This window comes from Arthrobacter jinronghuae, assembly GCF_025244825.1.
GTDB classification, from domain to species: domain Bacteria; phylum Actinomycetota; class Actinomycetes; order Actinomycetales; family Micrococcaceae; genus Arthrobacter_B; species Arthrobacter_B jinronghuae.
In genome coordinates, this window is sequence record NZ_CP104263.1 from 404260 (window position 1) to 423534 (window position 19275).

Here is a 19275-nt window from a genome sequence, read left to right on the forward strand (position 1 = left end):
AGTGCCCCTCACGCCCCGCAGGCCGCCGGAATCCTCCGGCGGCCTGCGGTGGTTAACGGGTCGCTATCCGGCGCCGTCGGGATGTTCCGCCATCCACCGGTCCAGCACGGCCGCAAAGTCCCCGCTGCTGCGCTCCGGCCACCAGTGCCCGGCAGCCACCTTGCGGATTTCCACCCGGGGGAAACGGCTTTCCAAGCCGGAGACCAGCTTCGGCGAAAGGAACGGGTCTTTAAGCGGAACGATCACCTGCACCGGGCCGGCATAGCCGCCGTCGGGTACCGCGCCGCCGGAGCGGAACATATTGGCCCGGTATAGTTGCAGGCCCCGAACTCCGCTGTCGCCGATTTTCCGGCCGGCGTATTTTTCGTAGCGCGGAGTCAGCAGGTACCTCCAAGCCGCGTCGGGCAGGACCGGCACGTGGAAGGCGGCAACGTACCAGCTCCGCAGCGCCTGGAAGAGGGCCTGCGGCCACAGCCGGGGTGAGCGCAGCCGGGTCCTGAACCAGCGCCGGAAATGTCCCAGATCCGGTCCCGAGATGCTGGTGTAACTGAGGATCCTGCCTTGCGCCCGCGGGTCCTGTATCGCCGCCCACCCCTGGATGGATCCCCAGTCGTGGCCCACCAGATGCGCGCTTCTTGTTCCGGTGGCATCGAGGACCGCATAGAGGTCCTCCACCAGCAGTTCCAGCCGGTAGGGCGCCAGGGATCCGCGGTCCGCGGCGTTTCCTGTCACACGCGAGGCGCCGGCGTTGCGGGTGTCGTACGTGATGACATGCCGGTCGGCAGCCAGGCGTTCCACTACGCCGTCGAACACGTGGTGGTCATCCGGGTAGCCGTGCACCAGCAAGATACTGGGCACCGCGGTATCCGGAGTCCCGTGCTGGTACACAGCGAGTTCCGCGCCTCGGCTCCGGACCGTGCTCCGTCCGCCTCCGGGTGGTTCCTGCAGCTGCTGTCCTGGGTCTTGGTTCCGGTTCATGCGGTGGTCCTCTCCCGCTGCCGGATTCGGCAGTCGTATCTGCGGGTTCCCACCAGAGTACGGTCTGCGAACGAAGTAAACCCCTTTGGAAAGGACGAACTCCGCCTACAGCGGGAGCAGCCGGTTCCTTCAGGGCATATGGATAGGGGAGGTCCGGAATACCGGACCTCCCCGTCAAACTGTCAAACTGTTAACCCGTCTCGTGCCGTCAGAGGCCGAACTTAGAGTGGTAGCGATTCATGAAAGCTGCCATCGCGTCGCGCTTCACTGGCTCGTATGGACGGTATGTTTGGCTGCCGTTGGCTTCCGTCCAGCCGGTGGAGATGCCGGTAGACGCCATCCATGCGATCTCTTTGTAGAACTGGTTGCCGGTGGGCACATCCGAGAACGGGGATTTCTGCGGCGGAGTGAAATCCGGGCTTCCGGCCAGCCTGTACATAAAGGCAGCCATCGCGTCTCGGCTCACAGGCTGCAAGGGACGATACGTCTTGGTGCCGTTGGCTTCCGTCCAGCCGGTGGAGATGCCGGTGGACGCCAGCCAGGTGATTTCCTTGTAGAACTGGTTCTCGATGGAAACATCCGAGAACGGGGATTTCTGCGGCGGGGTGAAATCCGGGCTTCCGGCCAGCCTGTACATAAAGGCCGCCATCGCGTCTCGGTTCGCACGCTCCAAGGGACGGTACGTCTTGGTGCCGTTGGCTTCCGTCCAGCCGGTGGAGATCCCCTGGGTCGCCATCCACTGGATGTCGTCGTAGAACTGGATTCCCACAGGCACGTCGGCGAACAGCGGCGTCGGCGCAGGCGCCGCAGCCTTCTCGACCGTGACCGGCAAGGTCACCGTGGTGCCGGATCCAGCAGCCGTCAGCACCAGGGACCCGGCGCCGGAAGCCGACGCGGGAACCGTCGCGGTAACTGTGGCGGAACCGGCGCTGACCGGTACCGTGCCCAGGGCCGTGGAGGTCCCGGCAGCATCCACGAAGCTGACTGCCAGCGACGTGTTCGCAGGGCTGCCGAGCGACGTCAGGTCCAGCTGGCCGACGGTGAACGTCGCCTCCGTGCCTGCCTTGACCGCGGTGGGTGCACCCTTGACGACTACGCCCTGACGGGCAAAGTCGGGGGACAGCGGACTGTTGGCCGAGATGTAACTGATCCAGGCGTCGCGGTCCACCAAACCGGTGTCGCGGGTGTCCTTGCCTTCCGCGAAGACGGTGAAGTTATCTCCGCCCTGGGCCAGGAAGCTGAACGTACCCACCCGGTAGTCGCGGGCCGGGTCCATGGCAGCACCGTTGATGGTGACGCTCTGGATCCGTGAGCCGCGGGGCTGGTCCGGGTCGAAGGTGTAGGTGATGTTGTCGGAAAGGCCGAGGGCCAGGAAGGCGCGTGAACTGCCTTCCGGCTGCCACTGCTGCTCCAGCATCGTCTTCAGCTGGGCACCGGTCAGCGTGGTGGTCCAGAGGTTGTTGACGAAGGGCAGGACCGCGTTGGCCTCGGCGTAGGTAATGACGCCGTCCTCGCCGTAGTAAAGCTCTGCGCGCAGGCCGCCCGGGTTGGTGACGCCGATTTCGGCGCCGCCGCGTTCGGGTGCGGCAAGGGTGGACAGGAGCGAGTCGGCCACCAGTCCGCCGAGGGTGGATTCGGAGCTGCGGTCATCGCGGGCAGTGCCCACGAAGGCCGAGGTGATGTCCGCGGTGACGGAGCCGACGGTCTGGTTGCCCACCTCAGCCGAGTGGGCCAGGGCGGCGTCGACAATCCGCTTTACTTCGGCCACGGCCGGGTAGGCGGCTACCAGTTCCGGTGCGGCCGTCTTGGTGCGGGCCACGTTGGCCGCGGTGTAGGACGTCACTTCGTCGGTTTCTTCGTTGTATTCGAGCCGGATCTGGCCGATGAATTCACCGTAGGAACCGGTCTGCACCACGGGACGGGTTTTGCCGTCTTCGCCGGGAATGGCTGCATCCCAGGCGTACTGCTTGTGGGTGTGCCCGGTGTAGATGGCATCGACCAGCGGGGTGGTGTCATTCACGATCTCCGCGAAGGCACCTCCGGCAGCCAGTTCCTGATCCAGGGTGGCGCCGTCGGGAGTGCCGCTGCCGGCACCCTCGTGGTATTCGGCGATGATCACGTCGGCAAGGCCCTGCTCCACCAACTGCTCGGCTACGCGGTTGACCGCTTCCACCGGATCACCGAAGTCCAGGTTGCTGATTCCGCCCGGGCTGACCAGGCTTGCAGTCTCCTGGGTGATCGCACCGATAACGGCAACATCCACCCCGTTGACGTCGATGATCTCGTACTCCTGCAGCGCAGGAGTGGTGGTGCCCTTGGTGTAGACGTTGGAGCCCAAGTAGGGGAACTGCGCGGCTGCGTCGACGCGGCCCGTCAGGTCCGCGAAACCGCCGTCGAACTCATGGTTGCCGACCGCCGAGGCCTGCAGCCCAAGGGCGTTCAGGACATCGATGGTGGGCTGGTCCTGCTGCGCCGAGGAGGCGAACAGGGACGCGCCGATGTTGTCACCGGCGGACAGGAACAGTGAGCTGCCCTCCGGTGCGCCGGCCTTCAGCTCTTCAACGGTTCCGGCGAACGGCACCGTGTTGGCATCAATCCGTCCGTGGAAGTCATTGATGTTCAGCAGGTTCAGCGTGGCGGTGTCCGTACCTTCGGCGGTCAGGTCCATGCCGACGAGGATCGGGTCATGGTCCGAGGCCCGGTAGGGATCCGGTGCGTAGAAATCGGTGGCGTTGTAGTTGTAGCGGCTGTATTCGAAGGCCACCGACTCCACGGAGTTGATGTTCCAGATATCCGTTCCCGTGACAGCTTCATTGGCTGCCGGGGAGGCCAGGATGTGGTCCAGGCTGCCGACGGTCCCGCCGAAGGCGTAGGAGTGCTTACCTGTGGTTGCGCCGAGGTCAACGTAGCCGGCGTCAGCCAGCACCTTGATGGGATCCTCCGCGTGGTAGGCATTGAAATCGCCCAGCAGGAACACCTTGTCCGTGCCGGCTGCTTCCGACTCGGTCCCGGCGAAGTCCACCAGTGCCTGCGCCTGCCGGACGCGGTCTGCGTTCCAGCCGCCCTGGCCGGTGTCGGCATTTTCGCCCGAGGCGGGTGCCGACCCCTTGGACTTGAAGTGGTTGGTGACGGCGAGGATTTCCGTGCCGTCTTCGCCGCCGGCGGGGCGGAAGGCCTGAGCCAGCGGTTCGCGGGCGTTGGAGAAGGCCGCTTCGTCGTCCAGGATGGTGGATTCGCCGACGGGCTCGGCGGTTCCGGTGCGGTAGATGAAGGCGGAGCGGATGACGTCTTCATCAGCGGGCAGGTCCGCGGGGGAGCGGACGTAGTCCCAGGTTCCCGGTGCCTGTGCGTTCAGGGCTGCCACCAGGCGGGACAGGGCGTCATCGCGGTCCTTGCCGAAGGCAGCGGAGTTCTCCACCTCCATCAGTGACACGACGTCGGCGCCCAGGGCGTTGATCGCGGCCACGATTTTGGCCTGCTGGCGTTCCAGGTTCGCGGCGTTGGCGGCGCCGCGGGCGTCGCAGCCTCCGTTGACGGTCACGGGTTCGCCGCTGCGGTTCTTGTAGAAGGTGCAGCCGGACAGTGTGTCACCCGTGGTGGTGAAGTAGTTCAGCACGTTGAAGGACGCGAGCTTCAGGTTGCCGCCCACGCTCTCGGGTGCCGCAGTGCGGGTGTTGGTGAACGACGCCGGCGTGGCGGTGGCCGCGTTGGCCTGCGTCAGTTCGGTCAACGGCTGGAATTTCCAGGCGCTGTTGCGGAAGTCCAGGATCACGCCGGTGCTGAAGGTAGCCGCGGCACCCACCCGAACCGGGTTTTCCGGTGTCAGGTAGGGCAGGGGCGTGCCCTGGTTGGCGGCGTTGAGGAAGTTGGTGCTGGCGCCGTCGTCGAGCTTTACGGCACGGGCAGCGTTGTCCGCTATGACGGCGGCGTGCTCCGGAGTTCCAACGGCAGCTTCAGCGGTCGGCTGGACAAGCGGAGAATCGCCGGCGGCGAGGCCGATTTCAGCGTACTGGTTCAGTGAAAAGTTATCGGTGACGGTGAACTCGCCCTGAGGCGCCAGCAGCATGCCCTCGAAGGTCTCGCGCTGTTCCTCGGTTGCCGGCCAGGCTACGGCGGCGGGCTTCACCTCGGGCGCCGCTTCGCTGAGCTTCGTCATGGCGCCGTCGGCGACGGTGAGCTGCGTGAGGTTGTAGTACTCGCCTACGGTACCGGTGACCTCGACGTAGTCGCCGGCGGTCACCTGGCCCGCAGTTGCCGCGGAGAAGATGAAGATGCCTTCCGATGCGGTGTGCGTGGCCGGGTTGATGTCACCGCCTGTACCCGGGGTCTGGATGTAGTAGCCGTTGAAGCCGCCGGTGGCGTAGACGCCCGTGACCTTGCCGCGGGTTGTGACCGTCTGGCCGGTCAGCGGGCTGGCCGCGCTGGTGCCCTGGATCTCTGCGATCGGAACCGCGTCGCCCGGGACCGGCACCGGTGCCGGCGTGGTGGGTGTGGGGGTCGGGGCGGGCACGGTGGGAGCCGTGCCGGCCGAAGACGTGGGGGTGACCGACGTGCTGAGGGTGAAGTCGGCGGCGTTGTTGTTCGTATCTGCGAACCCGGCACGGTTCAGCGACTTCGGATCCGAGTTGCCAGCCGGTGCGGCCGCGCCTGCGGTCTCGAAGGTGTTGGAGGTGCCGTAGCCAACCAGGTCCACCACGCCGGGAGCGCCGATGACCGAGCCGGTGGGCAGCGGATCAATACGGGTGCCCTGGTTCGAGAGAATCAGGGTGCCGCCGCCTCCGGCGAAGCTGGCGCCGATGGTGGCGTCGGCGTTCGGGAGGGCCGCGCCGGTGGTGCCGTTGCTGGCGCCGGAAACCAGGTAATATCCGCCCGGAGCGATGCTGCCGGAGAGGGTGCCGACGCCGGTGGGCGCCGCGGTGGCGCCGGCGGCCCGGTACTGGAGGGACCAGCCGTCCAGGCTCACCGGTTCACTGGTGGGGTTGTAGAGCTCCACGAACTTGGTGTTGAACGGGGCGTTGGCGCTGCCGCCGGACAGATAGGCCTCGTTGATGATGATGCCGGGGACGGCGGCGTTGCCGTCCTGTGCGTAGGCCGGGAATGCGGTCAGCGGGGCGGCGAGAAGGCCTGCTGACAGGGCGGTCCCGAGCGCGGCCTTCCATGGGAAAGGTCTCATGCCTCATACTCCTTGGTCGGCCGTGCGGGCCGACAGGTAATGGCCGCCGGAAGCGGCGGCAGGGGATACAGCGAGTGATTACGAAGGGTGATGCTAGGCGGGGCGGGTTACGAACAGGTGTCCGTCCGGTGACATGCGTCAATGCATGAGCTTCGGGAAGGTTCCGCCGTGTCCCTCTAGGAGGCGGAAAAGTGATCGCCAGCACAGTGTACGGCCTTGCGCCCCCACTTCCTGAAACGAGGTACTGAGGAGTAACAAAGGAGCGCCGCCGGCCGTAACGGCCGACGGCGCTCCTTTGTTGGAGGCTTCGAAGTCTAGAGGCCCGAGTCCTTGTAGGATTCGGACACTTCCTCACCCGTCGTGTCCCCGAGCGTGCACATGATTGCCCGGTCATTCTCCTGGTCCCAGGACTCCGGGGTCGGGATGATGTAACCCGCAATCAGCGTCGTTTCCTCGACGGTGCTGCCAACGTAACCCTCGAACTCCTCGGTACAGACGTGCTTGGCGTTGAGATCGAGGACCCCCTCCCCGGGGTAGTCCCCGTCAGACATTTCAGACACGAAGAACACCTCCTGCTGGTGCGGTTCGTCGCAGGGGATGAGATCAACCTCTACAACCTCGACGACCTCCTCGTTCTCCGCACCCGACTCGGTGCTGGGGTTGGTAAAGCAATCCCCGGCCTTGAGATCGGCGTACCCTGTGCCGTCCGAACCGAGCAGGCCTGCGCAACCGGTCAGCAGGCCGGCGAGCAGGACGGGAAGGACCAGGCCCCGAGCGCGGGCAGTGTTTGCGGAATTCATGACGTTTCTCCTCATGCAGCGTGGCGGCGCACCCCCATGGCGACCAGGAACCACGCGAACATCCTACGGTCGAAATGAAGTCCCTTTGCCTGCTCGGCCAAGAGGGCGCGGGCCCTTATGGTCGTAGTGAACGTTAAGCGAGTTCCAAGCCGCCGAAGAGGAGACCAATACGTGTCCGGCCAGTTTCCTGCTCCCGATTCCGGCGCGGCTGTGCAGCCGAGCGTCCACCGCCGGCACCGGCTCGCCGACGGCCGGGAGTCGCTGTTCTTCACCGACCCCGGCGGGCAACCGGTGGAAACGGTCGGGGATGCCCGTCCGCTGGATTCCCGGTCCGGCGACGGGGAGGTGCGCTTCGACCGGCTAACCGGGGAGTGGGTGGCCGTGGCCGCCCACCGCCAGGCCCGGACCTACCTGCCGCCCGCCGACCAGTGCCCCCTGTGCCCCACCCGTCCGGAACGGATGTCGGAAATCCCGGCGGAGGACTTCGATGTCGTGGTCTTCGAGAACCGCTTCCCCTCTTTGGGGCCGGAGCTTGGCATCCTGCCGGAACCGGGCGGGGCAGCGGATGAACGTGCACTGTGGGGGCGCCCCTCGCCGGCGTTCGGCCGCTGCGAGGTGGTGGTCTTCACCCCGGAGCACAACGGCTCCTTCGCTTCGCTGCCCTACACCCGCGCCCGCACCGTCGTCGAGGCCTGGGCGCAGCGTACCGAGGAACTCTCGGCCCTGCCGGGCATCGCGCACGTGTTTCCTTTCGAGAACCGGGGCCGGGACATCGGTGTCACGCTGCACCATCCGCACGGGCAGATCTATGCTTATCCGTATGCCGCGCCCCACGCCGCCCGGCTGGCCCGGCGCTCCCGGCGGCACCTGTCCGAGCATGGCCGGGCACTGATGGGTGAGCTGCTCCGGGACGAGTCCGGGTCCGGGGAGCGCATGGTCCTGACTGGGAGGCACTTCTCCGCGTATGTGCCCTACGCAGCGCGCTGGCCGCTGGAAATCCATCTGGTCCCGCACCGCCAGGTTCCGGACCTGGCCGCGCTCACCGGGGAGGAGCGCGACGAGCTCGCTGCCGTCTACCTGGAACTGCTGCAGCGGGTGGATGGACTGTATGACACCCCCACTCCGTACATTTCCGCCTGGCACCAGACACCCGTCAACGCCGCTGACCGGGAGGCCGGCTGGCTGCATCTGCAGCTCACCAGCCCCCGCCGTGCCGCGGACAAGCTGAAGTTCCTGGCCGGCTCCGAAGCGGCGATGGGTGCCTTCATCAACGACACCACCGCGGAGCAGACCGCCGCCCGCCTTCGGGAGGTGCGTATATGAACGCGCCGGTTCCTCCGGTGCAGTCCCGGGCGGAGGACCTGGTCCGGCGCTTTGCCGAGGTGTACGGCGCCGAGCCCGACGGCGTGTGGCGGGCACCCGGGCGGGTGAACCTGATCGGCGAACACACGGACTACAACAACGGCTTCGTCCTGCCGTTTGCCATCGACCGCAGCGCCCTCGTGGCCGTGCGGCTGCGCCGGCCGGGCTCTGAACCGGACTTTGAACGGGAGGCGGAGGCCGACGTCGTACGCGTCGCCTCCACCTATGCTCCGGACGGTGAGGAGCTGTCCCGTGCGCGGTTCTCCATCGGCGGGCTGGAGCCGGGCGGGGTTGGCGGCTGGGCGGCGTATCCGGCGGGAGTGGTGTACGCGATGGTGCACAGCTCCGGGGCCGCCGTCCCCGGGTTTGACCTGCTGCTGGATTCCACCGTGCCGGTAGGTGCGGGCCTGTCCTCCTCGCACGCCGTGGAAGTGGCCGTGGCCGTGGCACTGAATGAGCTGCTGGAGCTGGGGCTGGACCGGCCCCGGATGGCCCGGCTGACCCAGTACGCCGAAAACGAGTTCGTCGGTGCGCCCACGGGCATCATGGACCAGTCGGCATCATTGATGGGACAGGAAGGCAGCGCACTGTTCCTGGACTGCCGCAGCCTCGACTCCGAAACCGTGCCGCTGCCCCTGGCCCGGCACGGATTGGAAATGCTGGTCATCGATACGCGGGTGGTCCACAGCCACGCCGACGGCGGCTACAGTGCCCGGCGCTCGTCCTGTGAACGCGGAGCGGCGGCGCTGGGTGCGGCGTCGCTGCGGGAGGTGCCTGCCGGCACTTCCCTGGACGTGCTGGACGACGAAACCCGGCGGCGGGTGCGGCACGTGCTCGGGGAGAACGAACGCGTGCTGCAGGTTGTGCGGCAGCTGCGGGCGGACGACGTCGGCGGCATCGGGAACCTGCTGACCGCCTCCCACGCCTCGCTGCGGGATGATTTCGAGGTGTCCTGCCCGGAGCTGGACCAGGCCGTGGACGCGGCGCTCGCCGCCGGTGCGCTCGGCGCCCGGATGACCGGCGGGGGATTCGGCGGCTCAGCCATTGCCCTGATTCGGCGCGATGACGAGGAACGGGTCAGTGCGGCTGTGCTGGCGGCCTTCGCAGCTCGGGGTTTTCGGGAACCTGCCCTGTTTACTGTGCTTCCGGCGGACGGAGCGGGGCGGGTCCGGCTCACCTGGTCCCGAGGGGAATGACTGCCCGGCCGCTCCGGTCGCCCGCATTGCCGTCCTCGCCCTGCGAATACACCGCGAAGGAAATCGTTGCGGTTTTTTCACCCCACTGCACGGAAAAGGCTCCGCCACTGAACGGATCGTAGCCGTCATCGGTCAACATCTGGTCCCGGTATTCGTAGACCGGGCCTTGCACTTGTTCGTAGACGGCATGCGAGCCGATCAACAAAATGCTCTGGTTGTTGATCAGCAGCGTGTGCTCTCCCGCCGGCGCTGAGATTCTTTGGTAGCCGGGCCCCGAGAAGACAAGGGTGAGGAATCCATATCCAGCGAGGAGGAGCAACCATGCGCAGGTGATGACGCCGCCGAGGACGCCGGCGGCGCGACGCAGAAACACATGGCTAAAGAGGCTGCTGAACCAGGGAACGAGTGTCCAGGAAGCTCCGAGGAAGAAACACCAGGCCGCCGCCAGTGCAACCACTATCAACTGGCCGGTGCCGATTCCCGCCCCGAGGTAAAACAGGGTCCCGCTGTCTTGGAGCACGCGGAGGAGATAGGCCAGTGCCATGAGGCTTGCCGCCTGGACCAACAGGTTGGCCCCGGTGATAAGGCGCGGCGGCAGAATCTTCATTTCTTGGCGTCCGCCCCACGGCCTATCTCCGCATGGACGGCACGCATGCCCTGTTCAAGCGCGTGCAGGTCATCGATTGACAACCGCGAGAGAATTTCGACATTAAGTTCGGGGCGTCCGGCCACGAGCCGGCGAACCACCGTCCGTCCCAGCGGCGTTGCCTTTACCCGGCGTACCCGTGCATCCAGGGGATCCTCCGAACGGACGGCCACGCCCTGGGCAACGAGCCGGTCGATCAGGCCGGACATGGACGCCATGGAAACGCCGAAGGACTCCGAGAGGCCGCGGCCGGTGGCACCATCCTCTGCGGTTACAAGAACGGTCAGGACCTTCAACTGGCGCACAGTCAGGTCCGTGGACAGCAACGGATCGAGGAAGCTCGGCAGGGCCGTCGACTGCAGGGAATCGGCCAGTTCTTCGAGACTCAGCAGCACGCGTTCGCGTTCCTGCTGCTCATTGCTTCCTTCGGTCATGAGTTCACCGTAGTTGCCCCGGACGTGTCGGCAAACACAGAGGTCAGCGAACCCTCAGCCAAATTAGTTAGGGTGAGGCTAACCGTTTATTGGTTTTTGAGATATACCGGCGTCCCCGCGGCTGCAGTTCGGAGTGAGACGGACTCCGAGCGCCCCGGCGTCGCAGTCCTCCCGCTCTGCCCTGGGTCATGGGAACGCGCAAGCGAAGCGAGGACACTACATGAGCAGCACGCAAACCCCCATAGCGTACGAGCGCATAGAAGACGGCCTGGACGTCGAGGCGTTGAGGGCGAAGTACAAGGTGGAAAGGGACCGGCGGATCCGCCCGGACGGCGCCACCCAGTATCAGCCGGCCAAGGGAAAATTCGGCTACTACGCCACAGATCCCTACACTCCCCGCACCGAGCGGGAGCCATTGACAGACACCGTGGAGGTGCTGGTGATCGGCGGCGGGTTCGGCGGGCTGATGACCGGAGCGCGGCTGCGGCAGGCTGGCGTCGAAAGCATCCGCATGATGGATGAAGCGGGGGACTTCGGCGGCACCTGGTACTGGAACCGCTACCCCGGCATCCGCTGTGACATCCAGTCCTACGTCTACCTGCCGCTGCTCGAAGAAGTGGGTTACATGCCCACCGAGCGCTACGCACCGGGGGAAGAGATCCGCCGGCACGCCGTGGCCATCGCCGAGCGTTTCGACCTCTACCGCGACGCCGTTTTCCATACGCGCGTGACCGGCCTGACCTGGGACGACGAAGCACTGGAATGGATCGTCTCCACGGACCGCGGGGACTCGATCCGGGCCCGCTACGTGATCACCTCCTCCGGAACGCTCACGCAGCCGAAGCTGCCGGGCATTCCCGGCATCGACTCCTTCAAGGGGCACACCTTCCACACCAGCCGCTGGGACTACGGCTACACCGGGGGAGACCAGTTCGGCAATCTCACCGGACTGGCGGACAAGAAGGTGGCCGTGGTGGGCACCGGTGCCACGGGCATTCAGGTCATCCCCATGGTGGCGCGCGACGCCGAGCAGCTCATCGTCTTCCAGCGCACGCCGTCGTCGGTGGACATCCGGAACAATCGGCCCACCGATCCTGCCTGGGCCGCCTCCCTGAAGCCGGGCTGGCAGCAGGAACGGATGGAGAATTTCCTGGCAGTGGTCTCCGGGGAGCCGGTGGAGAAGGACCTCACCCGGGACGGCTGGACCTCGGTGCCCCAGCTGCACCGCAAGATGATCAGCGGCGCCGTCGACAAGTCCGTTTCGGCAGAAGAACGTGAACGGCTCGACGAGCTCGTTGATTTCCGGAAGATGAACTCCATCCGCGCCCGGGTGGACGAGGAAGTCTTCGATGCGAAGACGGCCGAAAAGCTCAAGCCCTGGTACCGCTACATGTGCAAGCGCCCCACCTTCAGCGACTACTACCTCGAGACGTTCAACCTTCCCAACGTGACGCTGGTGGACACGGCGGACTTCGGCGGCATCACCCGCATCACGGAAAACACGATTGTGGTGGGCGAGGAAGAATACGAGGTGGACTGCATCATCTTCGCCACCGGCTTTGAGGTAGGCGTCTCGGGTGTCACCTCCGGGGCCATGCCGGTGACCGGGCGCAGCGGACAGACCCTCCTGGAAGCCTGGGGGCGGGGCCCGCGCACGCTGCACGGCTTCTACACGCACGGCTTCCCGAACCTGTTCCACCTCGGTTCGCTGCAGAACGCCAACTCGGTGAACTTCGTCCACATCCTGCTGGAACAGGCCAACCACATCGGCGCCGTCATCGGTAGGGCACGCGAGGTGGGTGCCCGCTACATCGAGCCGACGGCGGAAGCTGAGGCGGCCTGGGGCGAAACCATCCAGCGGACCTCCGCGGACAACCGCAAGTTCGCCGCGGATTGCACGCCCGGCTACTACAACCGCGAGGGCAACCCGCCGCCCGTCAGCTTCTCCTTCAGCCCGGGGCCGGTAGTGTTCCACCGGCTGCTGAAGCAGTGGCGCGAGGAAAGCATCGACGAGGTGCTGGTGACCGGGGCTTAGCGCTTCTGCGCTGCGGCTTGCGGGCCTAGCCCCCGGTCACCTGCGGTGCCTGGCCCGCCTCACCTGCGGGGCCTGGCTCCGGCGGCAACGAAATTCCAGAGCTCGCAGAGCTCGCTTGGAATATTAAAGCCGCCTCCGCCAGGCCCCTACGGGTGCACGCTCACCCCTCCCACGTCACCCCTAGTGGTGAGCCGGTGCAGGCACCGGCTGACGGTGCGCGACTTATCCGTGCTGTTCTTGGTGGGGTAAGGGAGGTTAGCCGCCGTTTGATTGGCGGATGCCGTTGGCCAGGGCATCGAATTCGTAGATGAAGCCGCCGTCAGGGCCGCTGACCGTTAGGTAGGCCTCCTTGGTGTCGGGCTTGATGGCGATATTGGTGGCCGAGGTAAGGCCTTCCCGGTCTTCGGCGGGGACGGTGATGGTGGACAGGAGTTCGCCGGGGGGGCTGTAGACAAAGATTCGTGGCTGTCCATGGATGGCCTGGTAGACGTTGCCGTCGGCGTCCACGGCGTTGGAATCCGTCTGGCTGGTGCCGCCGTCAAAGTGCATGCCGGGGTGCGAGGTGGTGACTTCGGTTTTGTCCTCGTTCAGCACCAGGTAGTCGATCCGGTTGTCCATGTACTGGCTGACCCACAGGGCTTTGAAGTCCTCGCTGAAGGAGATGCCGTTCGGGGCGGCAAGGTTCTCGGCGAGGACGGTGGCCTCCGCGGTGTCCTTATCGATGCGCACCACCCGGCCCTTTGCTTCCCACGCCGGATCCGCGTAGCCGGTGGAATCGCTGACGAAGAGGTTTCCCTCCTCGTCGAAGGCCAGATCGTCCGGGCGCATGGGGGAGCCGTCGACGTCGCCGGTGAAGAAGGTCTTATGGTCCCGGCCGTCGGGGGTGATGCTGTCGATTTTTCCGCCGGCAAAGTCCGTCAGGTAGATCCGGCCGTCCTTCGGGCTGAACTGCGCTGAGGTGTAGGCGCCGTTGCCCTCGGTGTAGACGCGGGAAACGGACTCATCCTCCATGTCCACCCGCATCACCTTGGCTTCGCCGGCCGGAGCCGTGACATCGACAACGAACAGGCCGCCGTCGGGCCCGAACGTGGGGCCTTCGATGAGGGTCATGCCGGTTTCCGGATGGACGGAGCTGACCTGGACCACGCGCTCAGCGGTCTGTTCGGGGACCCCGTGCATTCCGGTGTTCGACACCGATTCGTCATGATCGTCGTCACCGTCTCCCGCCGCGCATCCGCTGAGCGCCGCGGCCAGACCTAGCGTGAGTGCGGTGATGCGGACCGGCTTCGGAAAAGAGGTGGGCTGGGTGCGGTGGGACATGCGGCGGCTCCGATGCGGTGGGGGACTGCGGAAGCAATTACTTAGGACTAGCCTAAGTGATTGCTTCCGTCACGTTCCGGTGCCGGAGTCCGCCGAAACAGAAGAAGCGGCCCCTGATCAGGGACCGCTTCTCGTTGTCTGGCGGAAGGTAAGGGATTCGAACCCTTGGTACGGGGTTACCGCACACTGGTTTTCAAGACCAGCTCCATCGGCCGCTCGGACAACCTTCCTCACTATGTAGTCTGGCAGAAGGGATGAAATCACCAAAATTCCCTAAATCTGGAAGGACAGCATGAAAGCCATCGTTATTGGAACACCCGGCGGACCGGAAGCACTGGAACTGCAGGATGTTCCTGCTCCCGAGGCCGGACCGGGCGAGGTGCTGATCGACGTCATCGCCGCCGGCATCAACCGCGCAGACGTGATGCAGCGCCAGGGCCACTACCCGGTGCCCGCCGGAGCATCCGAGTATCCGGGACTGGAAGTCTCCGGCCGCATTGCCGCCCTGGGCGAGGGAGTTGAAGGTTTCGCTGTGGGAACCGAAGTGGTGGCCCTGCTGACCGGCGGCGGATATGCCGAGCAGGTTGCCGTTCCCGCCGGGCAGGTCCTGCCCCTCCCGGACGGCTTCGACGCCGTCACCGCAGCGTCCCTGCCGGAAACGGCCGCCACCGTCTTCTCCAACCTCTTTATGGCCGCCGGCGTCAAGGAGGGGGACTACGTCCTCATCCACGGCGCCACGGGCGGTATCGGCACCATGGCCATCCAGATGGTTGCCGCGTTCGGTGCCGTTCCGATGGTGACCGCAGGCTCGGCTGAAAAGCTGGAACTGGCTGAATCACTCGGTGCGAAGGTCCTCATCAACTACAAGGAGCAGGACTTCGTAGAAGCCGTTCGTGAAGCCACCGGCGGGCATGGCGCGGACGTCATCCTCGACGTCGTCGGCGCCAAATACCTGCAGCGGAACCTGGACGCGCTCGCCGTCGCCGGCCGCCTCGTGATCATCGGGTTGCAGGGCGGCACCAAGGCCGAGTTGAACCTGAACCAGCTCATGACCAAGCGCGCCGCCGTCATCGGCACCACCCTGCGCGGCCGGCCCGTGGAGGAAAAGGCGGCCATCATGTCCGCTGTCGGCGAATACGTCTGGCCGCTGCTGGTTTCCGGCCAGATCCGCCCCCTGGTGGACCGCACCTTCCCGCTGGCCGAGGCCGCCGCCGCGCACGAGTATTTCGACTCCGGGCAGCACGCGGGGAAGATCCTGCTGACGATCTAGGCAACACTCCGCCGGGCGGCATCGCGCCCGGCAGAATCCCCGACGACGACGGCGGCCGATCACCTGTGCGGCCGCCGTCACGTATGTCTGTGATCGCCGCCTCATGCGCTGGTAATCTGCAAAGTGCAGGGCCACTCCCTGCCCCCGTTCGGTACGTATGTCAATGCAGACAAGCCACCGCAGACAAAAGGGATCATCATGAGCGAGAACCAACGGCGCCGGGCCGACAACCGGCAACTGGACGGCGACGTCCTGGAACAGGACCCGGCACTGCCGCCGGTGGCCGTGGATCCGGAAGTCCTCGAGGCGGAGGACCGCCGCTGGACACCCGCGAAGATCGCCATTTGGGCGGGCATTGCCCTGTTGGGCGGCTTCAGCTGGACCATGCTCGCCATAGTCCGCGGCGAAACCGTGAACGCCATCTGGTTTGTGTTCGCCGCCGTGTGCACCTACCTCATCGGCTACCGCTTCTATTCAAAGCTCATCGAAGTGAAGCTGCTGAAGCCCAATGACCGCCGCGCCACCCCCGCCGAGTACAAAGCGGACGGCAAGGACTACGCCGCCACGGACCGCCGGGTCCTCTACGGCCACCACTTCGCCGCCATCGCCGGCGCCGGACCGCTGGTCGGACCGGTGCTGGCCGCACAGATGGGCTACCTGCCCGGCACCATCTGGATCATCGTAGGCGTGGTGCTCGCCGGAGCCGTCCAGGACTATCTGGTGATGTTCTTCTCCATGCGCCGCGGCGGACGTTCCCTGGGCCAGATGGCCCGGGATGAACTCGGCCTCATCGGCGGCACCGCCGCCCTGATCGCCACCCTGGTCATCATGATCATCATCGTGGCCATCCTTGCCCTGGTGGTGGTGAACGCCCTCGCCGAAAGCCCGTGGGGCGTCTTCTCCGTCAGCATGACCATCCCCATCGCCCTGTTTATGGGCGTCTACCTGCGCTACCTGCGTCCCGGCAAGGTCACCGAGGTCTCCATCATCGGCTTCGTCCTCCTGCTCGCGGCCATCATTGCCGGCGGGTGGGTTGCCGGCACCCCGCTCGGTGACGCCCTGACCCTGGAACCGACCACCATTGCGTGGGGCATCATCATCTACGGCTTCATCGCCGCAGTCCTGCCGGTCTGGCTGCTGCTGGCCCCGCGCGACTACCTCTCCACCTTCATGAAGGTGGGCACCATCGTGATGCTGGCCGTAGCCATCATCATCGTCCGCCCGGAGATCAGCGTTCCGGCGGTCAGCGAGTTCGCCAGCCGGGACGACGGTCCGGTGGTGGCCGGACCGCTCTTCCCGTTCCTCTTCGTCACCATCGCCTGCGGCGCCTTGTCCGGCTTCCATGCGCTGATCTCCTCCGGCACCACTCCGAAGATGCTGGAGAAGGAACGCCAGACCCGCTTCATCGGGTACGGCGGCATGCTGATGGAATCCTTCGTCGCCATCATGGCGCTGGTGGCCGCCCTTTCAATTGACCGCGGCATCTACTTCGCCATGAACTCCTCCGCCGGAGCCACCGGCGGCACGGTGGAAGGCGCCGTCGCCTTCGTCAACGGGCTGGGCCTGGCCGGCGTGAACCTCACCCCGGACATGCTTTCGTCGCTGGCGTCCAGCGTGGGCGAGGAATCGATTGTGTCGCGCACCGGCGGCGCCCCTACCCTCGCCGTCGGCCTGGCCACGATCATGCACAGCCTGATCGGCGGGCCTTCCATGATGGCCTTCTGGTACCACTTCGCGATCATGTTCGAGGCCCTGTTCATCCTCACCGCGGTCGACGCCGGCACCCGGGTGGCGCGGTTCATGCTGCAGGACACCATCGGCAACGTGGCCCCGAAGTTCAAGGACATGTCCTGGCGCCCCGGAGCCTGGATATGTACGGCAATCATGGTCGCCGGCTGGGGGTCGATCCTGATCATGGGGGTCACGGACCCGCTGGGCGGCATCAATACGCTGTTCCCGCTCTTCGGCATCGCCAACCAGCTCCTGGCCGCCATTGCGCTGGCCATCTGCATGGCAATCATCGCCAAGAAGAACGCATTCAAGTGGCTCTGGATCGTGGCACTGCCCCTGGCGTTCGCCGCGGTGGTGACCATCACGGCGTCGTTCTACAAGATCTTCTCGCCGGTGCCGAGCGTGGGGTACTGGGCCAACCATGAGGCCTTCCAGCAGGCACTGGCCGACGGGAAAACCAGCTTCGGCACGGCCAAGACCGTGGAGGCCATGGAGGCGGTGGTGCGCAACACGCTCATCCAGACCACGCTCTCGGTGGTGTTCGTGACCCTGGCGATCATCGTCATCATCACGGCCATCATTGCCAGCATCCGGTCCTTCCGTTCGGGCGGCGCCCCGAGCGCCGAGGACCCGGCCGTTCCGTCCCGCACGTTCGCACCGGCCGGTTTCCTGGCGACGCCGGCCGAAAAGGAGATCATGGCCCAGTGGGACTCGCTGCCGGAGGATGACCGGCCCGCAAAGAGGGCGGCGCACACATGAGTGCCGCCGTCACCGTCCGGCACGGGGTGGCCGGGTTCGTCCGGTTCTTCCGGGACGTGATGGGGGAGGACGCGTACCGCAAGTACACGGACTTCCATGCCGCGTCCGGCTGCACCTCGCCCTTGATGAGCGAACGGGAGTTCTGGCGGGACAAGATGGACCGGCAGGACGCCAACCCGGAGGGCCGCTGCTGCTAGCGCGGCAGCCGGTCCGGCAATAAGTACGACGGCGGCACCGCAGCTGATTGCCTCAGCTGCGGTGCCGCCGTCGTTGTTTCGCTTCGTTGCTTGCCCTTGGGACGCCTGGGTTCTGCCTGCTTCACTGGAGGGAACGCCAAAACCGGAGGACGGTACCCGAAAACGGCCCGCCCGCGGGGTAACCGCCGCCAACCGTGAGAGCATTAATGCCATGACCGATCAGAACGGACCCTCCGAGCGCCACGAGGCGGCTCCGGGGACTGGGCAGAAGTCAGAACAGACGCCCGCCGACGACGGTACGGCACCCGCCGGTGCACCCGCCGGTGACGCCGGAGCGGTGGACCACTCCGGGGACAGCCATGAGGTGTCCGGACACGCCAAGGGCAAGGCAGGGCCGGCGAAGCTCAACGAACTGGTGGATGAGCCGGCAAAGGTGATGCGGATCGGCACCATGATCAAGCAGCTGCTGGACGAAGTGCGCAACGCTCCGCTGGACGATGCGGCGCGCAACCGGCTGGCGGAGATCCATTCCCGGTCCCTGAAGGAACTCGAGGACGGGCTGGCCCCGGAACTCGTGAACGAGCTGCACCGGATCAACCTGCCGTTCCTGGATGATTCCACCCCTACCGATGCGGAGCTGCGGATTGCGCAGGCCCAGATGGTGGGCTGGCTCGAAGGGTTGTTCCGCGGCATCCAGACGGCCATCGCCGCGCAGCAGACCGCCAGCCACGCGGCCGGGCGCCTGCAGCTGCGCCAGCTGCCGCCCGGGACCATACTGGCGCCCGGCGTTGTTATCGGAGACGATGGGGAACCGCACCGAGCTTCCCAGGGGACGGGCAGCCCGCGGCAGGAACCGCAATCGGGCCCCGGCCAGTACTTGTAGGACATTAATGGCACTTTTTGCAGCCGCCCGGCAGGGGCGGAAAGATGACGCGGAGCTCGGCAAGGGCGTCTGGCGGCGTGCGCACGACCGCTTTACGCGGGGCCTGGACCGCTATTACCAGATGCTCGAGGGCGTGGAAGATGACGGCATCTACAACGAGCTGGTGACCGTGGCCAATGACCTTGCGGGTTTGCTGCCGCGCGTCCGGGAGGTGTGTGTCTCTGCCCAATTGCACCTGCCCAGTACGGGGCAGAACATTCCCGGAGCGTTGACCGCAGTGCACCGCGCGCTGTCCCGCAGCGGAAATTCCCTGGCCGCCGCCGCCGAAGCCGCCGCCATGTCACGGCTGGAAGGGGAACGCTGGGGGATCGCGTCCGCCGGCCTGGACAATGTGCGGCGCCGCGCGGAACTGGTCCAGGAGGACGTGGTTGAAGCCGAACGCGCGCTGCTCAGCGCCCTGGAATCCGGGATTTCCCGGAAGTAGGAAAAGG

General features: G+C 66.1%; 14 protein-coding genes and 1 tRNA gene. 8 read left to right on the top strand and 7 right to left on the bottom strand.

From position 1 onward, the window contains the following. Nucleotides 1-63 precede the first annotated feature (63 nt). The 3 genes from N2K98_RS01990 to N2K98_RS02000 all read right to left on the bottom strand — a co-directional run bounded on the left by N2K98_RS01990 (nt 64) and on the right by N2K98_RS02000 (nt 6951). Nucleotides 64-858: an alpha/beta fold hydrolase gene (locus N2K98_RS01990; protein WP_255866312.1), complete on the bottom strand. Its 795-nt coding sequence runs from the start codon at nt 856-858 to the stop codon at nt 64-66. A 328-nt stretch (nt 859-1186) separates the two neighbouring features. Beyond that, entirely contained in the window at nt 1187-6151 is a 4965-nt protein-coding gene (locus tag N2K98_RS01995) for an ExeM/NucH family extracellular endonuclease (RefSeq protein ID WP_255866311.1), read from the bottom strand. A gap of 314 nt (nt 6152-6465) precedes the next feature. Further along, nucleotides 6466-6951 (bottom strand): septum formation family protein, encoded by a 486-nt coding sequence (locus tag N2K98_RS02000; protein WP_255866310.1) that lies wholly within the window; start codon nt 6949-6951, stop codon nt 6466-6468. A 210-nt stretch (nt 6952-7161) separates the two neighbouring features. On the opposite strand from N2K98_RS02000, the gene galT reads away from it, so the two are divergent. Together galT and galK are read left to right on the top strand one after the other, a co-directional pair. Further along, nucleotides 7162-8274 carry a galactose-1-phosphate uridylyltransferase gene (gene galT, locus N2K98_RS02005; RefSeq protein ID WP_255866316.1) on the top strand — a complete coding sequence of 371 codons (1113 nt, stop codon included), beginning with the start codon at nt 7162-7164 and terminating at the stop codon, nt 8272-8274. Then, the gene (galK, locus tag N2K98_RS02010; protein WP_255866309.1) at nt 8271-9509 is read left to right on the top strand and encodes a galactokinase; all 1239 of its coding nucleotides are present in this window, start codon (nt 8271-8273) and stop codon (nt 9507-9509) included. The genes galT and galK overlap by 4 nt, the downstream gene beginning before the upstream one ends. Here galK and N2K98_RS02015 read toward each other — a convergent pair. Together N2K98_RS02015 and N2K98_RS02020 are read right to left on the bottom strand one after the other, a co-directional pair. Continuing rightward, a complete protein-coding gene (locus N2K98_RS02015; RefSeq protein ID WP_255866308.1) occupies nt 9487-10116 on the bottom strand; it encodes a hypothetical protein in 630 nt (209 codons plus the stop codon). The genes galK and N2K98_RS02015 overlap by 23 nt on opposite strands. Beyond that, nucleotides 10113-10589 (bottom strand): MarR family winged helix-turn-helix transcriptional regulator, encoded by a 477-nt coding sequence (locus N2K98_RS02020; protein ID WP_255866307.1) that lies wholly within the window; start codon nt 10587-10589, stop codon nt 10113-10115. Before N2K98_RS02020 ends, N2K98_RS02015 begins: the two co-directional genes overlap by 4 nt. A gap of 220 nt (nt 10590-10809) precedes the next feature. Between N2K98_RS02020 and N2K98_RS02025 the strand changes: the two genes are divergently transcribed. Beyond that, on the top strand, nt 10810-12624 hold the full coding sequence (locus N2K98_RS02025; RefSeq protein ID WP_255866306.1) for a flavin-containing monooxygenase: 1815 nt from the start codon (nt 10810-10812) through the stop codon (nt 12622-12624). 255 nt (nt 12625-12879) lie between these two features. On the opposite strand, the gene N2K98_RS02030 is transcribed toward N2K98_RS02025, so the two are convergent. Further along, nucleotides 12880-13944 carry an SMP-30/gluconolactonase/LRE family protein gene (locus tag N2K98_RS02030; protein WP_255866305.1) on the bottom strand — a complete coding sequence of 355 codons (1065 nt, stop codon included), beginning with the start codon at nt 13942-13944 and terminating at the stop codon, nt 12880-12882. Nucleotides 13945-14083: 139 nt separating this feature from the next. Next, nucleotides 14084-14174, bottom strand: a tRNA-Ser gene (locus tag N2K98_RS02035). A gap of 62 nt (nt 14175-14236) precedes the next feature. Between N2K98_RS02035 and N2K98_RS02040 the strand changes: the two genes are divergently transcribed. The 5 genes from N2K98_RS02040 (at nt 14237) to N2K98_RS02060 (ending at nt 19268) form a co-directional block, all read left to right on the top strand. After that, nucleotides 14237-15214 carry an NAD(P)H-quinone oxidoreductase gene (locus N2K98_RS02040; protein WP_255866304.1) on the top strand — a complete coding sequence of 326 codons (978 nt, stop codon included), beginning with the start codon at nt 14237-14239 and terminating at the stop codon, nt 15212-15214. Nucleotides 15215-15412: 198 nt separating this feature from the next. Further along, nucleotides 15413-17704, top strand: a complete 2292-nt coding sequence (locus tag N2K98_RS02045; protein ID WP_255866303.1) for a carbon starvation CstA family protein — start codon at nt 15413-15415, stop codon at nt 17702-17704. Beyond that, the gene (locus N2K98_RS02050; protein WP_260553893.1) at nt 17701-17901 is read left to right on the top strand and encodes a YbdD/YjiX family protein; all 201 of its coding nucleotides are present in this window, start codon (nt 17701-17703) and stop codon (nt 17899-17901) included. Before N2K98_RS02045 ends, N2K98_RS02050 begins: the two co-directional genes overlap by 4 nt. A gap of 211 nt (nt 17902-18112) precedes the next feature. Further along, complete coding sequence (locus N2K98_RS02055) at nt 18113-18784, top strand: bacterial proteasome activator family protein (RefSeq protein WP_255866302.1); 672 nt, start codon at nt 18113-18115, stop codon at nt 18782-18784. 7 nt (nt 18785-18791) lie between these two features. Continuing rightward, nucleotides 18792-19268, top strand: a complete 477-nt coding sequence (locus N2K98_RS02060) for a hypothetical protein (protein WP_255866301.1) — start codon at nt 18792-18794, stop codon at nt 19266-19268. Nucleotides 19269-19275 lie beyond the last annotated feature (7 nt).

Excerpts from the sequence above, each read along its gene's own strand:
- N2K98_RS02045 (WP_255866303.1), top strand. The coding sequence starts at position 15,413 with ATGAGCGAGAACCAACGGCGCCGGGCCGACAACCGGCAACTGGACGGC.
- galK (WP_255866309.1), top strand. The coding sequence starts at position 8,271 with ATGAACGCGCCGGTTCCTCCGGTGCAGTCCCGGGCGGAGGACCTGGTC.
- N2K98_RS02000 (WP_255866310.1), bottom strand. The coding sequence starts at position 6,951 with ATGAATTCCGCAAACACTGCCCGCGCTCGGGGCCTGGTCCTTCCCGTC.
- N2K98_RS02050 (WP_260553893.1), top strand. The coding sequence starts at position 17,701 with ATGAGTGCCGCCGTCACCGTCCGGCACGGGGTGGCCGGGTTCGTCCGG.
- N2K98_RS02020 (WP_255866307.1), bottom strand. The coding sequence starts at position 10,589 with ATGACCGAAGGAAGCAATGAGCAGCAGGAACGCGAACGCGTGCTGCTG.
- N2K98_RS02030 (WP_255866305.1), bottom strand. The coding sequence starts at position 13,944 with ATGTCCCACCGCACCCAGCCCACCTCTTTTCCGAAGCCGGTCCGCATC.
- N2K98_RS02015 (WP_255866308.1), bottom strand. The coding sequence starts at position 10,116 with ATGAAGATTCTGCCGCCGCGCCTTATCACCGGGGCCAACCTGTTGGTC.
- N2K98_RS02025 (WP_255866306.1), top strand. The coding sequence starts at position 10,810 with ATGAGCAGCACGCAAACCCCCATAGCGTACGAGCGCATAGAAGACGGC.
- N2K98_RS02060 (WP_255866301.1), top strand. The coding sequence starts at position 18,792 with ATGGCACTTTTTGCAGCCGCCCGGCAGGGGCGGAAAGATGACGCGGAG.
- N2K98_RS01995 (WP_255866311.1), bottom strand. The coding sequence starts at position 6,151 with ATGAGACCTTTCCCATGGAAGGCCGCGCTCGGGACCGCCCTGTCAGCA.
- N2K98_RS02040 (WP_255866304.1), top strand. The coding sequence starts at position 14,237 with ATGAAAGCCATCGTTATTGGAACACCCGGCGGACCGGAAGCACTGGAA.
- N2K98_RS02055 (WP_255866302.1), top strand. The coding sequence starts at position 18,113 with ATGACCGATCAGAACGGACCCTCCGAGCGCCACGAGGCGGCTCCGGGG.